This is a genomic window from Mycolicibacterium elephantis DSM 44368, from assembly GCF_004014805.1.
GTDB lineage: Bacteria > Actinomycetota > Actinomycetes > Mycobacteriales > Mycobacteriaceae > Mycobacterium > Mycobacterium elephantis.
The window spans coordinates 16,484-32,579 of the sequence record NZ_ATDN01000021.1; the positions used below are offsets into that span (position 1 = coordinate 16,484).

Consider the following 16,096-nt stretch of genomic DNA (forward strand, 5'->3'; position numbering starts at 1 on the left):
TCACGCTCCTGGATCCGGCTCCGGTTCCGGTTCGGGCTCTGGCTCTGGTTCTGGTTCGGGTGCCGGCGGCGACGTCGTGGTGATGGTCGTCTGGGTGGTCGTCGGCGCCGTGGTGGTCGTGGTCGTCGTCGTGGTGGTCGTGGTTGTCGTGGTGGTGGTGGTGGTCGTCGGGCTCGTTGTGGTCGGCGACGTGGTCGTGGTGGGCGGCGGGGGCGGCGGTATCACCGACGTGGTCGGTTGGCCATCGGTTCCTGTCACCGTGATCGTCTGGGGCGCAAGGGTTGTCGGTGGACCCTCGGGTGAGGGGCCGGTCTCGACGGTGGTGGCGGTCTCGGTCACCGGGCCCGTGTCGCTGCTGGTGCTGGTCAGCGTGACGGCAAGCCCGCCGACCGCGAGCAGCGCGGCGGCGGCCGCTGCGCCGAACAGCAACGGCGGCCGCTTGTACCACGGCAGCGGTTCCGGTTCGGGTTCGAAGCCCTCCTCTTCGTGGGCGAACGCCATCGGCGGGCGGGCGCCGGTGCCACCTTGGTCGAAGGTGTAGTCCTCGCCGGCGTACGGCACGGGTTCGCCGGCAGGCGAGTCGTCCTGCGACCAGGCAAGCGCGCGGAACGTCGCCGACGCGGCACCGTCTGCGGCCGACTCAGTCGCCGCCATGCCCGCCGCCCCGGCCGCCCATGCCGCGGCCGCCATGCTCGTCGGCACGTCGGCGGCCGGCGCCAGCCCGGTGGGGGCGTCCGCGGCGATCCCGCGGTCGGCGACCAGGGCGGCACCGGCGGCGACGTTGAGTTGAGACTGCGGGGTGGTGATCACCGGGGCGCGCAGCCGCTCCGACAGTTGCGCGGTGACCAGCGGGATGTTCGCGCCGCCCCCGACGGTCGCGACGGCGGAGATGTTGGCCGGCGCGATGTTGTTGCGCTGCAGGGTTTCTTCGATGGTGTCGAGGAGACCGGCCAGCGGTGCGGACATCAGCTGTTCGAGTTCGCCTCTGGTCACCCGGACGTCGGAGGTGAACCCGGGCACCGCGACGGGCACCACGGTCGCCGTCTCCGCGGACAACCGCTCCTTGGCGCGCCTGGTCTCGTCGCGCAGCCGGGCCAGCGCGCCGAGGCCGAGCGTGCCGGTGGGGTCGGCGTTGGCGGACTCGGCGATGCTTGCGGTGACGTGGTTGAGCAGCGCCTGGTCGAGCTGGTCGCCGGAGAATTCGTGATAGCGCACGGTTTCACCGACGGCGTCGAAGTTCGACCCGGCGTTGGCCAGGGTGATGCTGGTACCACTGCCGCCCAGATCGACCAGCACGACGATGCCGTCGCCGGGCAGTCCCGGGGCGGCCTGCAGCGACGCCAGCGCGGCGACCGAATCGGGGATGAGTGCCGGCGGCTGCCCGTCGGGCATGAGGCTCGGCTTGCTGCGCAACGCGCCGCGCAGTGCGCCGACGGTTCCGGGCCCCCAATGCGCGGGTACCGCGATCGCGATGGGGGCGCCGCCGCCGACGGTGCGGGCCATTGCGTCGAGCGCCTCGACGAGCACGTATTCGCCGCGGTGCGCCGACCCGTCGGCGGCCACCAGCGGGACCGGGTCACCGACCCGTTCGACGAAGCCGCTGAGCACCAGGCCGGGCTGGTTCGGCTCGTGGCCGTACTCGGTCGGCAACCCCACTTCGGCGGGCCGGTCGTTGAAGAGGGTGAGGACCGAGCGGCGCATCACCGGGGGACGGCCAATGCGGGCCGCCACCAGGTTTGTCATTCCGATCGACAACCCGAGTGAGTCGCTCATCTTCACCTCTACGTTTGGCCGTGTTTCACGATAATGGTTCGGCGCGCCAAGCTACGGCACATCCCCTAGTGCGTCGAAAGCCCCTAACGCAGATCCCCCTAATGGGTGCTGGGGAGAGCTGGGTTCGGCACCGATCACCGGCGAGTTCGCCGTCGATAGCATCGAAATCAAGCCATGGACAGCCGTGAACCAACAACGCTGTCACCGCATATATATCTGCAATGGGAGGGAGGGTGTTTCATGGCCAACTCGCTGCTCGATTTCGTGATGTCGGTGGTGCGGGACCCGGACACCGCTGCCCGCTTCGCCGCCGATCCCGATCAAGCGATCGCCGACGCCGACCTGACCAACGTGACCAGCGCCGACGTCGAAGCCCTGATCCCTGTGGTCACCGAGTCGATGTCGTCGTTGGTGACCGATATGCCCGCCGTCGCCGGGCTGGACGGGCTTGGTGAGGCGGCGACGAACGTGTGGGCCAGCGGTGCGGCCACCGCTGCCTTCGACGCCTTCGGGGACGAGGTGCCGGCTCCGGTGATCGACGACACGGAGTCGTTGATCGCCGATCGCGTCGATGCCATCGACGAGCCCGATGAGGTGCTGCAGTCCGGACTCGACATGCTCGACGACACGTCCGATGTTTCCGAGGTGCCGATCATCGACGACATCCCGATCGCCGAGCCGTATGTCGGCAGCGATGGCGACGACACCGTCGTCGACGTGGATCCCCAGGCGTCGGGATTCGACATCTTCTGACGCACCCCTGTAACCCTTCCCGAGACTGCGCGGCCGGTGTCCGGCCACGCAGTCTTCGTGTTGTTCGGCCTGGTCATGCGGCATCCCCTAAAGACCCCCTAATCCCCTAACGGGCGGTATTGGGGCAGCCCCTGCTGCCGGGTCGAAGGGAGGGGTTCAGACCCCGTTCCGTGGGGGTCGTCGGCTCCATAACGTGGTTGTCAGCTCGCCGGACAGCCCGGCAACCAGCTCCCCTCACAAGTGAAAGGACCGAAGAAATGACGAACGTAATCGACTGGATCCTCAACCTGTTTCGCGATCCGGTTCGGGCGCACGAGTTCATCGCAGACCCCGATCGGGCCATGTCCAATGCCGGCGTCCAGAACCTGACCGCCGCGCAGGTGCAGTCCGTGGCCGCCACCGTGGCGCCGGCCGCCGTGTTGCAAGGCGGCGGTGACCCCGTCGTCGGGCTGCAGCAGGCCGTTGCCCAGACCCACGGCATCGCGTTCGCGCCGCAGCGCCAAACCGATCTGCTGTCGAACAACGACACCCGCTTCCTGAGCCCGGAGTACGACGTCAACAACATCGCCGGCCAGGACCAGCAGCAGGGTGCGGTCAACGTTGGTCTGGACTTCGGTGACATCACCTTCGGCGACAAGACCACCAACACCGCCACCGACGGCGGCGTGGTCAACACCGGTACCGCAGGCGACATCGACGCGACCAACGTCGACGGCGACGGCAACGTGGTCGGCGACGACAACGAAAACGTCAACACCGGCGACATCGACGACTCCAACGTCAACATCGGTGAGGACAACGAGATCGACGACAGCGGCGACCAGACCGCGGGCGGCGATATCATCTCCGACAACGACGGCCCCGTCATCAACGACGTCGACATGAGCGGCGGCGACGGCGGCGGCGCGGTCGGTGGTGACGGCGGCGGCGGGCTGATCGGCGTCGGCAACGACGGTGGCAACGCCACGGGCGGAGCCGGCGGCAGCGGTGGCGGGATCATCATCAACGACAACGACACCACCAACGTCGACGGCAACCAGACCAACGTCGGAGACATCGACGGCTCGGTTTCCGGTGGCATCTCCGGCGGCTCGAGCATCGAGGACAACTCGGTGGACAACTCCGTCGACAACTCGGTGGACAATTCCGGCCAGGACAACTCGGTCGACAACTCCACCGACAACTCCGGCCAGGTCAACACCGATGTCGATGTGAGCACCGACGTGGGTCTCTTCTGACTCATCCGGATCGCGCGGCTGGCGGAGATCAAAATCTGATCCCCGCCAGTTGGCGCATCTACCGTTAGTAGACAGCGCCTTTCGACCAAGAGGAATCCATGACGCAATCCACCGACCCTCGCAAGGCGGCGGCACCGGCCGGCGGGCCCGCCAAATCGGCAGCGGCCGCCGGGCCGGCCAAATCCACCAAGGTCATCGTCGAACTGATCGACCACACCAGCAAGATCGCCGACGCGCACGAACGGACCGACCTGGTGGATCGGCTGGCCAGGGCCAAGAATCGCGTCACGGACCCGCAGATCCGCGTAGTGGTCGCCGGCCAGCTCAAGCAGGGCAAGAGTCAATTGTTGAACTCACTGCTCAACGTGCCGGTGGCGCGTGTCGGCGACGACGAGAGCACGGTGCTGCCGACCGTGGTGTCCTACGGGGAGACCGCGGCCGCGAAAATCATTGTGGCGCGGGGCGAAGGCGAGGAGCCCGACGAGATCGACATCCCGATGGCCGACCTCAAGAACGACCTGCGCCGCGCCCCGCAGGCGGGTGGCAGGGAGGTGTTGCGGGTCGAGGTCACCGCGGCCGGCCCGCTGCTGAAGAACGGGTTGTCGTTCGTGGACACCCCGGGTGTGGGCGGGCACGGTCAACCGCATCTCTCCGCGACGCTCGGCCTGCTGCCCGACGCCGACGCGGTGCTGATGTGCAGCGACACCAGCCAGGAGTTCACCGAACCCGAGATGACGTTCATGCGGCAGGCGTTTGAGATATGTCCGCTGGCAACGATCATCGCCACCAAGACCGACCTCTACCCGCATTGGCGCCAGATCGTCGAAGCCAACAGGTCCCATCTGCAACGGGCGGGGTTGGACATTCCGATCATTCCGTCGTCGTCGCTGCTGCGCAGCCATGCCATCCAGCTCAACGACAAAGAGCTCAACGAGGAATCGAATTTCCCTGCGATCGTGAGGTTCCTCAGCGAGCAGGTGTTGGCCCAGCAGAACGACCGGATCCGCAACCTGGTGGTCAACGAGGTCCGTTCGGCCGCAGAGCATCTGACGATGGCCGTGGAATCCGAACTGGCGGCGCTGAACGACTCCGAGACCCGGGAGCGGCTCAAAGCCGAACTCGAGCAACGCAAAGAGGAAGCCCAGGACGCGTTGCAGCAGACCGCGCTGTGGCAGCAGGTACTCAACGACGGGATCTCGGACCTGACCGCCGACGTCGACCACGATCTGCGCAACCGGTTCCGGGCCATCAGCCAACACATCGAGAAGGTCATCGACAACTGCGATCCCACCCACCACTGGGCCGAGATCGGGTCCGAGCTGGAGGAGGCGGTCGCCACCGCGGTGGGCGACAACTTCGTGTGGGCCTACCAGCGGGCGGAGGTGCTGGCCGCCGAGGTCGCCCGCACGTTCGTGGAGGCGGGCCTCGAGGCGGTCAAGATGCCGCAGATCGATCCCAGCCAGATGGGGGCGAGCCTCGGTGAGATCAAGTCACTGGCCAGCCTCGAGGCCAAGCCGATCGGCAAGGGCCGCAAGCTCACCATGGGCATGCAGGGGTCCTACGGCGGCGTGCTGATGTTCGGGATGATGACGTCGTTCGCCGGGCTGGGCATGTTCAACCCGCTGTCCATCGGCGCCGGGCTGCTGATGGGACGCACCGCCTACAAGGAGAACATGGAGAACCGGATGCTGCGGGTGCGCAACGAGGCGAAGCTGAACACCCGCCGGTTCATCGACGACACCCAGTTCGTGGTGAGCAAGGAATCCCGCGACCGCCTCAAGGGCATCCAGCGGCAGCTGCGAGACCACTACCGCGCAATCGCCAACCAGACCACGCGATCGCTCAACGAGTCGCTGCAGGCCACCATCGCGTCGGCCAGGCTCGAGGAAACCGAGCGCAACAACCGGATCCGTGAACTCGAACGACAGCTCAACATTCTCAAGCAGGTGCTCGAGCACGCGGCGAAGTTGACGCCCGCGCGCCCCGCCTGACCCGTGAACCGGGGTGCGGTGTGGCATAGGTGCCACCCCGCGGGCCTAAGCTGGTTCTTCCGATCATTACCGAGCGGGAGGACGTCGAGGTAGCGCGAGATGAGCACGAGCGATCAGGTGCGCGCGATCCTGGACGGAACCATCCAGGCCTACCGCGCCGACCCCGCTTACCGCCACCGTCCCGACGTGCACAACGAGCTGGACCGTATCGGTCGCCGGCTCAACCAACCGATCCGCATCGCCCTGGCAGGGACGCTGAAGGCGGGTAAGTCCACCCTGGTGAATGCCCTTGTGGGAGAGGACATCGCACCCACCGACGCCACCGAGGCCACCCGCATCGTGACGTGCTTCCGACATGGCCCGACGCCGAAGGTGACGGCCAACCACGTCGGCGGCCGGCGCTCCAACGTGCCGATCGGCCGCGACCCCAAAGAGGGTGGCCTCACGTTCGACTTCGCCAGCCTCGACCCCGAGGACATCGTCGACCTCGACGTGGAGTGGCCCGCCGCCGAACTCATCGACACCACGATCATCGACACCCCGGGCACGTCGTCGCTGAACCGCGACGTCTCCGAACGCACTCTGCGGCTGCTGGTGCCCGAGGACGGTGTGCCGCGTGTCGACGCCGTGGTGTTCCTGCTGCGCACGCTCAACGCCCCAGACATCGCGCTGCTCAAGCAGATCGGTGAATTGGTGGGCGGGTCTGCGGGGGCGCTCGGGGTGATCGGCGTCGTGTCACGCGCCGACGAGATCGGCGCCGGACGCATCGACGCGATGCTGTCGGCCAAAGACGTGGCCACCCGGTTCACCAGAGAGATGGACAGGACCGGGATCTGCCAGGCGGTGGTCCCGGTGTCGGGTCTGCTCGCATTCACCGCCCGCACGCTGCGGCAGAGCGAGTTCGTCGCGCTGGAGAAACTCGCCGCGGTCGATGCCGCCGAACTCACCAAGGCGATGTTGTCGGTGGACCGGTTCGTGCGCGAGGACAGCGATCTACCGGTCGACGCCGCCACCCGCGCCGCGCTGCTGGACCGCTTCGGCATGTTCGGGATCCGGATTTCGATCGCGGTGCTGCGTGCCGGCGTCACCGATTCGGTGGCGTTGGCCGACGAACTGTTGGAACGCAGCGGCCTGGTGGCCCTGCGCGATGTAATCGACCAGCAGTTCGCGCAGCGCTCGGATCTGCTCAAGGCCCACACGGCGTTGCGGTCGCTTCGGCAGTTCGTGCAGAACAATCCGATCTACGCCACGCCTTACATCATCGCCGACATCGACCCGCTGCTCGCCGACACCCACGCCTTCGAAGAGCTGCGGCTGCTCTCCCAATTGCACTCGCGGCCAACGACGTTGAACGAGGACGAGATGGCGTCGCTGCGTCGGATCATCGGTGGTTCGGGCACCGACGCCGCCAGCCGGCTGGGACTGCAACCCGATGCGCCGTACGACGGGCCGAGGGCGGCGTTCGCGGCGGCGCAGCGCTGGCGCCGGCGGGCCGATCACCCGCTCAACGACCCGTTCACCACGCGGGCGTGCCGCGCGGCGGTGCGCAGCGCCGAGGCGCTGGTGGCCGAGTACGCCGCCCGCGGCCGCTGAGCGGCCCAGCATTGACTCTGCGTCCAGCGCGCGAAATCAGCTGAAATCGCGCTCTCAGCGCAGGATCGAGCGCAACCCGCCGCCGGCTATTCGCCCTCCGCCGGCACCGTGACGGTCTCGGTAACGGTTTCGGTGCTGGTGCTGATCGTGGTGGTCGGTTCGGTGGTGGTCGTCGTCGTGGTCGTGGTGGTGGTGGTCGTCGTGGTGGTCGGCGGTGGCGCGGTTGTCGTCGGAGTGACTGTCTCCGTGACGGTTTCGCGCGGCGGCACCGTCGTCACCACCGACCGCGACGTCGTGGTCAGCGGGGTCAACGTCTCGGAGTCGGTCGGTTCGTCACCACCGGCGATCAGGTGCGCCAGGCCCCAGACGATCAGCGCGATCACCACCGCACCGAGCGCGCCGAACGCGACCAACGCGGCGGGTTTGCGGTACCACGGCGTCGGCTCCTCGGGCGGGCCGCCGTTGCCGTAGTTCATGTATGCGGTCGGCTCGTCGTTGGGATAGTTCGGGTCGTCGGGAGGTCCGTAGCGCGCCACGAAGATCGATACTAGGCGCTCAGGGCAACGGATAGAGCGTGCGCGTCACATTCGTGCGCGGTCGGCGGGTGGTGCGCTCCGTCGTCTCGTCCTCGTCTTCGTCGTCGGTCTCACTGGTCGGCTCGGCGCTGGAGGTTTCGGGTTCCGACGTGGTTTCCGGCGGCGACGTGGTTTCCGAGGTGGATGTGGTCTCGATCGCCGACAGATCGGTGGTCTGCGGTGGGCTCGTCGTGGTGATCGTCGCGGTGGTGGTGGTGGCTGTCGTGGTGGCCGCCTGGGTGACCGCCGAATAGCTGGGCTCGACGAAATGGAGCGGAGCTTGTTCAGGCGCGCTGAACTGGCGGGTCAGCATCGACACGGCGAGCACCAGAAGGCCGATCACCGCCAAGCCGGCGATGCTCGCCCCGGCCACCGTGGGCGTCCGGTTGTGCCACGGCTGCCCGTCGGTGCCATCGTCGTCCCGGCGGGTCACGGCACGCATCGTAGCCGCGGGTTGCTGCCGGCGCGCGTTAGCGCAGCGCGGGAACGACCTCGCGCGCGAAGAACTCGAGGTGGTCGAGATCGGACATGTCGAGAAGCTGCAGGTACACCCGCTGGATTCCGGCGTCGGTGTAGCCGGCGAGCTTGTCGGCGATCTCGGCGGGCGTGCCCACCAGCGGTGAGTTGCTGCGCAGCTCGTCGACCTCGCGACCGATGGCCGCGGCGCGCCGGGCGATCTCGGCCTCGTCGCGGCCTGCGCAGACCACGAACGCGGCGGAGAACGTCATCGAGTCGACAGCGCGCCCGGCATCGTTCAACGCCGTGCGGACCCTGCTGATCTGGGTCGTGGCGACGTCGAGCGAAACGAACGGCACGTTGAACTCCGCGGCGAACTCCGCCGCCAGCGCCGGTGTGCGTTTGGCGCCGGTGCCTCCGATGATGATCGGCGGATGCGGCGTCTGCGCGGGTTTCGGCAGCGCCGGCGAGTTCGTCACCGTGTAGTGGGTGCCCGTGTAGTCGAATGTCTTGCCCGGCGGGGTCGTCCACATCCCGGTGAGGATGTGCAGCTGTTCTTCGAGCCGCTCGAAGCGCTCACGCACCGAGGGGAACGGGATCGCGTAGCCGGCGTGTTCGGGCTCGAACCAGCCGGCACCGATCCCGAATTCCACACGCCCGCCGCTCATCTCGTCGACCTGCGCGACCGAGACCGCCAGCGGTCCCGGATAGCGGAACGTCGCCGAGGTGACCAGCGTGCCGAGCCGGATCGATGACGTCTCGCGCGCGATGCCCGCCAACGTGACCCACGAATCGGTCGGGCCGGGCAAACCGTCACCGCTCATCGCGAGGTAGTGGTCTGACCGGAAAAACGCGCCGTAGCCAAGTTGCTCGGCGGCGAGAGCGACGGCCAGTTGGTCGGCGTAGGAGGCGCCTTGCTGCGGTTCGACGAAGACCCGGAAATTCGACAGTGAGTTCACGTACGCCAGCGTAGAGGCAGGTTGTGGCGCAGCTCACCCCGACGCCACATTTGGTAACGATTTGATAACGCTGCCGTCCCGCGATCGGCCGTCGCCTGCCCTCGTGTTTGCGCAGGGTTGGGGGGTGAAGTCGAAGTTCTGCTCGACGATCGGGCCGGTCGAGGCGCTTGATCGGCTAGTGAGGCTGGCTTACGGTCGGCACACCGTGATCTGAACTAGCGATGGTCGACAACTGCTCGGTGGTGACTGCTAACTAAGTTATGTCCGCTCTGAACCCTGCCCCGGATTCGTGGGCTGATTCCCTACGCGCACCGGTGGCTGCAGATGCGCTCGCAATGCACCAATTAGTTGCTGAGACGGGTGTGCTTGACCTCAACTCGTCATACGCGTACCTGTTGATGGCGACGGATTTCGCGGACACCTCGATCGTGGCGCATCGCGACGGCAGACTGTTCGGGCTCATCACCGGCTATCACCCGCCGGCCCGCCCCGATGTGCTGTTCGTCTGGCAGGTGGCAGTGGCCGAAGCCGCACGCGGACAAGGTCTGGCCGGCGCAATGCTCGACGCGCTGGTATACCGCGTCCGGCGTGACCGCTGCGGTCACCCCGTCACGGTGGAGACCACGGTGGCCCCGAGCAACACGGCGTCACGGGCGTTCTTCGGAGCGTTCGCCCGGCGCCATGGGGTGCCGTTGACCGAGAGTCCGCACTTCAGCTCCGCGCTCCTTTCCGTGGAGGGGGAGCACGAGGACGAGCCGCTGCTTCGTATCGGCCCGCTCACGGCAGCACTAACCGCATGAAATGACCGAAACCGTAAATTGATTGATCGAAACTGAGGATTGACTGCATGTCGCTGGCAATGATTGCCCCCCTGTCCGAAACCGACCTTCCCGAGGTCTATACCTCGGTGGAATCCGAAGTCCGCAGCTACTGCCGCGGCTGGCCGGCCGTGATGGAGACCGCCCAGGGCTCCTGGGTCACCGACACGTCGGGCCGGAAGTATCTCGATTTCTTCGCCGGCGCAGGAGCCTTGAACTACGGACACAACAACCCGGTGCTGAAGCGCCCGCTCCTGGAGTATCTGTCGTCCGACGGGATCGTGCATTCCCTGGACATCGCCACCTCCGCGAAAACGGAGTTCCTGCAGACTTTCGAACAGGAGATCCTGCGGCCACGCGGGCTGGACTACAAAGTGCAGTTCCCCGGGCCGACCGGCGCCAACTCGGTTGAGGCTGCGCTGAAACTGGCCAGGAAGGTGACCGGCCGCGAGTCGATCATCAGTTTCACCAACGCTTTTCACGGGATGACGTTGGGCGCGCTTTCGGTGACCGGCAACTCGATGAAGCGTGCGGGTGCGGGCGTGCCGCTCGTGCACGCCACCCCGATGCCGTACGACAACTACTTCGACGGCGTCACCGAGGACTTCCACTGGTTCGAGCGGGTTCTCGATGACTCCGGCAGCGGGCTCAACCGGCCCGCGGCGGTGATCGTCGAGACCGTGCAGGGCGAGGGCGGTCTCAATGTCGCCCGCATCGAGTGGTTGCAGGCGCTGGAGAAGCTGTGCCACAAGCGCGACATCCTGCTGATCGTCGACGACGTTCAAATGGGTTGCGGCCGAACGGGTCCCTTCTTCAGCTTCGAGGAAGCCGGGATCGTGCCCGACATCGTGACGCTGTCGAAGTCGATCAGCGGCTACGGGTTGCCAATGGCGCTGACGTTGTTCCGTCGTGACCTGGATGTCTGGGCGCCCGGCGAGCACAACGGCACCTTCCGTGGCCACAACCCGGCGTTCATCACCGCCACCCAGGCGATCAAAACCTATTGGCAGAATTCAGATTTCACCGAAGCGACGGTGAGCAAGGGCGAATTCATGCGCTCGCGTCTCGAGGAGATCGCCGCCGACCACGACGGCGTCTCGGCGCGTGGTCGCGGCATGGCGCAGGGCCTGAAGTTCGAGGACACCGAGTTGGCGTCGCAGGTCTGCCGCGCCGCATTCGACCGCGGCGCGCTGATGGAGACCAGCGGGCCCTCGGACGAGGTGGTCAAGCTCCTGCCGCCGCTCACCGCTTCACGGGACGAACTCGAGACCGGCCTGGACATTCTCGCCGAGGCCGTCACCGCGACGGCCTCCTCATAGAAAGTGTTCCCGCCATGATTGTGCGTACTACCTCCGAGATCACCGGCACCGAACGCGATGTCTCGGACGGCGCGTGGCGGTCCAAGCGGATCATCCTCGCCGGTGACGGTGTCGGATTCTCGTTTCACGAGACGACCATCAAGCCGAACTCGGTCAGCGAGTTCCACTACCAGCACCACGTCGAGGCCGTCTGGGTCGTCGAAGGCAGCGGCTCGGTGACCAACCTCGAAACCGGTGAGACCTGGCCGCTGGCCCCGGGCACCATGTACCTGCTCGACGGCCACGAACGTCACCGGGTCACCTGCGATGAGCAGCTCCGCATGCTGTGCGTCTTCAACCCCCCGGTGACCGGTACCGAAGTCCACGACGAGACCGGCGCTTATCCACCGCCACAGATAGCATGAGTGCAGTAACGATGCCCCGCGTACACGACCAGTATCCGACGCGGCTGGGCCACGCGATCGCGCCGATTCCCCGGGCCGAGCCGACGGTGTGGGGTGGCCCGCACGACGGCCCGCTGAGCCAGGCGGAGTTGGACGCCTTCGAGCAGGCGGGCTATCTGATCCGCCCCGGCACCCTCGGCGAGGACTGGCTGCCGCCACTGCGCCAAGAACTCGAGCGCATGGGCGCCGAACTCGACCGGGACGACCCCCGGGTGATCTACGAGCCCGGCGGCGGAAGCATTCGCTCGGTGTTCGAGCCCCACGTGATCAGCGACCTGGTCGCCGAGGTGGTCGGGCTGGAGACGGTGATCCCGGTGGCGCGGCAGCTGCTCGGCAGCGACGTCTACATCCACCAGGCCCGCATCAACCTCATGCCGGGGTTCACCGGCACCGGCTTCTACTGGCACTCGGACTTCGAGACCTGGCACGCCGAGGACGGGATGCCGGCCATGCGCGCCGTGTCGTGCTCGATCGCGTTGACCGACAACTACCCGTACAACGGGCCGTTGATGGTCATGCCCGGATCCCATCAGGTGTTCTATCCCTGCGTCGGCGCCACTCCGGACAACCACCACACCTCCTCGCTCGTTCGGCAGGAGACGGGCGTGCCCGATCAGGACACCCTGACCAAGGCCGCCGGCGAATACGGCATCGAGCAGATGACAGGACCTGCAGGCACGGCGGTCTGGTTCGACTCGAATCTGTTGCACGGCTCCGGATCCAACATCACGCCGCTGCCGCGGTCGAACGTCTTCCTGGTGTTCAACTCGGTCGACAACGCGCTCACCGAGCCGTTCGCGGCGCCGCGCCCGCGGCCCGAGTACCTGGCGTCGCGCACCGCCGAGCCGTTCGGGGTGAACCCGCCGCCGGTCAGCTAGGACGGCGCCGGCCGCTCCTGTGCGCCGATTTCTGCGGCTGGGTCGTGGTTCGACCGCCCGGCGCAGCCATGGCGCAGGAATCGACGGCCACTGCGACGGCGGGGCTGTTCAGGCCCAGCGCACCATCTCGCGCCCGGGGTGAGCATCGTGCCACGCCTGGATCGCGGCGTCCCACTGGTCGCCGTCCAGCGACGTCAACGCCGCGGGGAAGAGCCCGTCCTCTTCTTTCCTGGTGTGTTCGAAGAGGCCTTCCACCGCGTCGCGGATGGCCTGCTGGCCCTCGGCCTCGGCGATGTCCGCGGTGGCCAGGAGCTGCTCGAGTTCGCGGTGCTCGCGGACCAGGGGTTCGATGTGTTCGGCGAACAGCTCGTCGGCGGCCATGACCGCGAACAGCCCGTTCTCCTCGCCCTTGAAATGCGACTGCAGCTCCTCGGCCATCGCACTCAGCCGTTCCCGCGCAGTTTGCAGGTCGCCGCGCTCGATCGCGCGGACCGCCTCGCCCCCGAGGTTGAGCACGTGGGCGTGCTCGCTGATGTAGTCGCGGATGAGCGGCATGTCACGGCATCCGCAGTACTGGCACATACCTCGATGTTAGGAACACGGACGCGAAACCGACGCAACGGTCGATTCGTGGCATGTGAAGCCGCCATTTTGTCGGTTTCGAGTAGGAGCCGCACGTCCGGGGAACAAACCGGCGGTCGATGCCGTTGACCCGTTCGACAGTTGAGTGACATAGGCGCAAGTCTGGTTTGACATGACAGGGTTGGTCGGAGCAGTCTTGAGTGCGGTGCACTCAGACCCCTAGCAGGACTATCTCAGGAGGCAGAACTATGGCTCGTGCGGTCGGAATCGACCTCGGGACCACCAACTCCGTCGTCGCGGTCTTGGAAGGTGGCGACCCCGTCGTCGTCGCGAACTCCGAGGGCTCCCGCACCACGCCGTCCGTCGTCGCGTTCGCTCGCAACGGCGAGGTGCTGGTCGGCCAGCCCGCCAAGAACCAGGCGGTGACCAACGTCGACCGGACCATCAGGTCGGTGAAGCGCCATATGGGCTCTGACTGGTCGGTGGAGATCGACGGCAAGAAGTACACCGCGCCGGAAATCAGCGCGCGGGTGCTGATGAAGCTCAAGCGTGACGCCGAGGCGTACCTGGGCGAGGACATCACCGACGCGGTGATCACCGTGCCCGCCTACTTCAACGACGCCCAGCGGCAGGCCACCAAGGACGCCGGCCAGATCGCCGGCCTCAACGTGCTTCGCATCGTCAACGAACCGACCGCCGCGGCGCTGGCCTACGGGCTGGACAAGGGTGAGAAGGAGCAGACGATCCTGGTCTTCGACCTCGGCGGCGGCACGTTCGACGTCTCGCTGCTGGAGATCGGCGAGGGCGTCGTCGAGGTTCGCGCCACCAGCGGTGACAACCATCTCGGTGGCGACGACTGGGACGATCGCATCGTCGAATGGCTCGTCGAGAAGTTCAAGGGCACCACCGGCATCGACCTGACCAAGGACAAGATGGCGATGCAGCGGCTGCGTGAGGCTGCGGAGAAGGCCAAGATCGAGCTGTCGAGCTCGCAGAGCACCTCGATCAACCTGCCCTACATCACGGTCGACGCGGACAAGAACCCGCTGTTCCTCGACGAGCAGCTGACCCGTGCCGAGTTCCAGCGCATCACGCAGGATCTGCTGGACCGCACCCGCAAGCCGTTCCAGCAGGTGGTCAAGGACGCCGGCATCTCGGTGTCCGACATCGACCATGTGGTGCTGGTCGGCGGCTCGACCCGGATGCCCGCGGTGTCGGATCTGGTCAAGGAGATGACCGGCGGCAAGGAGCCCAACAAGGGCGTCAACCCCGACGAGGTCGTCGCGGTGGGCGCCGCGCTGCAGGCCGGTGTGCTCAAGGGTGAGGTGAAAGACGTTCTGCTGCTTGACGTCACGCCGCTGTCGCTTGGTATCGAGACCAAGGGCGGCGTCATGACCAAGCTGATCGAGCGCAACACCACGATCCCGACCAAGCGGTCGGAGACCTTCACCACGGCCGACGACAACCAGCCGTCGGTGCAGATCCAGGTCTATCAGGGTGAGCGTGAGATCGCCGCGCACAACAAGCTGCTCGGCAGCTTCGAGCTGACCGGTATCCCGCCGGCTCCGCGCGGTGTGCCCCAGATCGAGGTGACGTTCGACATCGACGCCAACGGCATCGTGCACGTCACCGCCAAGGACAAGGGCACCGGCAAGGAGAACACCATCCGCATCCAGGAGGGTTCGGGCATCTCCAAGGAGGAGATCGACCGGATGATCAAGGATGCCGAGGCGCATGCCGAGGAGGACCGCAAGCGGCGCGAGGAGGCCGACGTCCGCAACCAGGCCGAGTCGCTGGTGTACCAGACGGAGAAGTTCGTCAAGGAGCAGCGCGAAGCCGAAGGCGGGTCCAAGGTCCCCGAGGAAACCTTGAGCAAGGTCGACGGCGCGATCGCCGACGCGAAGAAGGCGCTGGAAGGCACCGATATCGCCGCGATCAAGTCCGCGATGGAGAAGCTCGGCGTCGAAAGCCAGGCACTCGGCCAGGCGATCTACGAGGCGACCCAGGCCGCACAGGCCGCAGGCGGCGGTGCCGCCGAGGGTGGCGCCGCGGGCTCGTCGGCTGACGACGTGGTGGACGCCGAGGTTGTCGATGATGACCAGGAGAACAAGTGAGCCAGAACGATTCGCACGAGCCGGTGACCGTCACCGACAAGCGGCGTATCGACCCCGAAACTGGTGAAGTTCGTGAACAGGCGACCGGGCCGGCCCCCAGCGGGCCGGCGCCGGAAGCCGGGGGTTCGCCGGAGGAAGTCACCGAGCTGAAGTCGACACTGCAGCGCGTCAAGGCCGAGTACGACAACTACCGCAAGCGCACGCTGCGGGACCAGCAGGTCATCGCCGAGCGGTCCAAGGCCGCCGTCCTCACCGAGCTGTTGCCGGTGCTGGACGACCTGGAGCGGGCGCGCAGCCACGGTGATCTGGAGTCCGGTCCATTCAAGGCTGTCGCCGACAAGCTGATCGGCATCCTCGAGGGCCTCGGCCTTTCGGGATTCGGCGACGAGGGCGAGGAGTTCGACCCCGAGCTGCACGAGGCCGTTCAGCATGAGGGCGACGGCACACATCCGATCGTCGGAAACGTGATGCGGCGCGGCTACAAGGTGGGCGATCTCGTGCTGCGGCACGCCATGGTCGGTGTCGTCGACACCGTCCCGGATGGGGCCGACACGGCGGATAAGGACGACGAATCGGCGGAGGACCCCGCAGAATCCTAGAGAGC

Annotated in this window: 15 protein-coding genes; 10 read left to right on the plus strand and 5 right to left on the minus strand. The window is 66.8% G+C overall.

All coding sequences use genetic code 11. The features are described 5' to 3' along the window. Positions 1 to 1,773, minus strand: coding sequence for an Hsp70 family protein (locus tag MELE44368_RS15420; protein ID WP_164890118.1), 1,773 nt, complete (start codon positions 1,771 to 1,773; stop codon positions 1 to 3). A gap of 240 nt (positions 1,774 to 2,013) precedes the next feature. Here MELE44368_RS15420 and MELE44368_RS15425 point away from each other — a divergent pair, with 240 nt between their 5' ends. The 4 genes from MELE44368_RS15425 to MELE44368_RS15440 all read left to right on the plus strand — a co-directional run bounded on the left by MELE44368_RS15425 (position 2,014) and on the right by MELE44368_RS15440 (position 7,348). Next, positions 2,014 to 2,526: an Rv0340 family IniB-related protein gene (locus tag MELE44368_RS15425; protein ID WP_128109302.1), complete on the plus strand. Its 513-nt coding sequence runs from the start codon at positions 2,014 to 2,016 to the stop codon at positions 2,524 to 2,526. A 257-nt stretch (positions 2,527 to 2,783) separates the two neighbouring features. After that, positions 2,784 to 3,764: an IniB N-terminal domain-containing protein gene (locus MELE44368_RS15430; protein WP_046754588.1), complete on the plus strand. Its 981-nt coding sequence runs from the start codon at positions 2,784 to 2,786 to the stop codon at positions 3,762 to 3,764. A gap of 98 nt (positions 3,765 to 3,862) precedes the next feature. Next, a complete protein-coding gene (locus tag MELE44368_RS15435) occupies positions 3,863 to 5,755 on the plus strand; it encodes a dynamin family protein (protein ID WP_128109303.1) in 1,893 nt (630 codons plus the stop codon). A gap of 99 nt (positions 5,756 to 5,854) precedes the next feature. After that, on the plus strand, positions 5,855 to 7,348 hold the full coding sequence (locus MELE44368_RS15440) for a dynamin family protein (RefSeq protein WP_128109304.1): 1,494 nt from the start codon (positions 5,855 to 5,857) through the stop codon (positions 7,346 to 7,348). A gap of 86 nt (positions 7,349 to 7,434) precedes the next feature. On the opposite strand, the gene MELE44368_RS15445 is transcribed toward MELE44368_RS15440, so the two are convergent. The 3 genes from MELE44368_RS15445 to MELE44368_RS15455 are packed head-to-tail and all read right to left on the minus strand — an operon-like array spanning position 7,435 to position 9,338. Further along, on the minus strand, positions 7,435 to 7,884 hold the full coding sequence (locus tag MELE44368_RS15445) for a hypothetical protein (RefSeq protein ID WP_064891035.1): 450 nt from the start codon (positions 7,882 to 7,884) through the stop codon (positions 7,435 to 7,437). Between the two features lie 19 nt (positions 7,885 to 7,903). Continuing rightward, positions 7,904 to 8,365, minus strand: a complete 462-nt coding sequence (locus tag MELE44368_RS15450; RefSeq protein ID WP_046753526.1) for a hypothetical protein — start codon at positions 8,363 to 8,365, stop codon at positions 7,904 to 7,906. 28 nt (positions 8,366 to 8,393) lie between these two features. Beyond that, complete coding sequence (locus tag MELE44368_RS15455; RefSeq protein WP_082933056.1) at positions 8,394 to 9,338, minus strand: LLM class F420-dependent oxidoreductase; 945 nt, start codon at positions 9,336 to 9,338, stop codon at positions 8,394 to 8,396. Positions 9,339 to 9,598: 260 nt separating this feature from the next. On the opposite strand from MELE44368_RS15455, the gene ectA reads away from it, so the two are divergent. Genes ectA through thpD form a run of 4 tightly spaced genes read left to right on the plus strand, consistent with a single transcriptional unit; the run spans position 9,599 to position 12,796 of the window. Further along, positions 9,599 to 10,138: a diaminobutyrate acetyltransferase gene (gene ectA / locus MELE44368_RS15460; protein WP_128109305.1), complete on the plus strand. Its 540-nt coding sequence runs from the start codon at positions 9,599 to 9,601 to the stop codon at positions 10,136 to 10,138. A gap of 47 nt (positions 10,139 to 10,185) precedes the next feature. Then, complete coding sequence (gene ectB, locus MELE44368_RS15465; RefSeq protein WP_064891029.1) at positions 10,186 to 11,475, plus strand: diaminobutyrate--2-oxoglutarate transaminase; 1,290 nt, start codon at positions 10,186 to 10,188, stop codon at positions 11,473 to 11,475. 14 nt (positions 11,476 to 11,489) lie between these two features. Continuing rightward, positions 11,490 to 11,879 (plus strand): ectoine synthase, encoded by a 390-nt coding sequence (locus MELE44368_RS15470; protein WP_046753529.1) that lies wholly within the window; start codon positions 11,490 to 11,492, stop codon positions 11,877 to 11,879. Positions 11,880 to 11,890: 11 nt separating this feature from the next. Further along, complete coding sequence (gene thpD, locus MELE44368_RS15475; protein ID WP_407662021.1) at positions 11,891 to 12,796, plus strand: ectoine hydroxylase; 906 nt, start codon at positions 11,891 to 11,893, stop codon at positions 12,794 to 12,796. 108 nt (positions 12,797 to 12,904) lie between these two features. Here thpD and MELE44368_RS15480 read toward each other — a convergent pair whose 3' ends face one another. Continuing rightward, positions 12,905 to 13,378 carry a hemerythrin domain-containing protein gene (locus tag MELE44368_RS15480; protein WP_128109306.1) on the minus strand — a complete coding sequence of 158 codons (474 nt, stop codon included), beginning with the start codon at positions 13,376 to 13,378 and terminating at the stop codon, positions 12,905 to 12,907. Positions 13,379 to 13,626: 248 nt separating this feature from the next. On the opposite strand from MELE44368_RS15480, the gene dnaK reads away from it, so the two are divergent. After that, positions 13,627 to 15,492: a molecular chaperone DnaK gene (gene dnaK, locus MELE44368_RS15485; RefSeq protein WP_064891027.1), complete on the plus strand. Its 1,866-nt coding sequence runs from the start codon at positions 13,627 to 13,629 to the stop codon at positions 15,490 to 15,492. Then, positions 15,489 to 16,091, plus strand: coding sequence for a nucleotide exchange factor GrpE (gene grpE / locus MELE44368_RS15490; protein WP_064891025.1), 603 nt, complete (start codon positions 15,489 to 15,491; stop codon positions 16,089 to 16,091). Before dnaK ends, grpE begins: the two co-directional genes overlap by 4 nt. Positions 16,092 to 16,096 lie beyond the last annotated feature (5 nt).

Excerpts from the sequence above, each read along its gene's own strand:
- MELE44368_RS15420 (WP_164890118.1), bottom strand. The coding sequence starts at position 1,773 with ATGAGCGACTCACTCGGGTTGTCGATCGGAATGACAAACCTGGTGGCG.
- MELE44368_RS15425 (WP_128109302.1), top strand. The coding sequence starts at position 2,014 with ATGGCCAACTCGCTGCTCGATTTCGTGATGTCGGTGGTGCGGGACCCG.
- MELE44368_RS15430 (WP_046754588.1), top strand. The coding sequence starts at position 2,784 with ATGACGAACGTAATCGACTGGATCCTCAACCTGTTTCGCGATCCGGTT.
- MELE44368_RS15435 (WP_128109303.1), top strand. The coding sequence starts at position 3,863 with ATGACGCAATCCACCGACCCTCGCAAGGCGGCGGCACCGGCCGGCGGG.
- MELE44368_RS15440 (WP_128109304.1), top strand. The coding sequence starts at position 5,855 with ATGAGCACGAGCGATCAGGTGCGCGCGATCCTGGACGGAACCATCCAG.
- MELE44368_RS15450 (WP_046753526.1), bottom strand. The coding sequence starts at position 8,365 with ATGCGTGCCGTGACCCGCCGGGACGACGATGGCACCGACGGGCAGCCG.
- ectA (WP_128109305.1), top strand. The coding sequence starts at position 9,599 with ATGTCCGCTCTGAACCCTGCCCCGGATTCGTGGGCTGATTCCCTACGC.
- ectB (WP_064891029.1), top strand. The coding sequence starts at position 10,186 with ATGTCGCTGGCAATGATTGCCCCCCTGTCCGAAACCGACCTTCCCGAG.
- MELE44368_RS15470 (WP_046753529.1), top strand. The coding sequence starts at position 11,490 with ATGATTGTGCGTACTACCTCCGAGATCACCGGCACCGAACGCGATGTC.
- thpD (WP_407662021.1), top strand. The coding sequence starts at position 11,891 with ATGCCCCGCGTACACGACCAGTATCCGACGCGGCTGGGCCACGCGATC.
- MELE44368_RS15480 (WP_128109306.1), bottom strand. The coding sequence starts at position 13,378 with ATGTGCCAGTACTGCGGATGCCGTGACATGCCGCTCATCCGCGACTAC.
- dnaK (WP_064891027.1), top strand. The coding sequence starts at position 13,627 with ATGGCTCGTGCGGTCGGAATCGACCTCGGGACCACCAACTCCGTCGTC.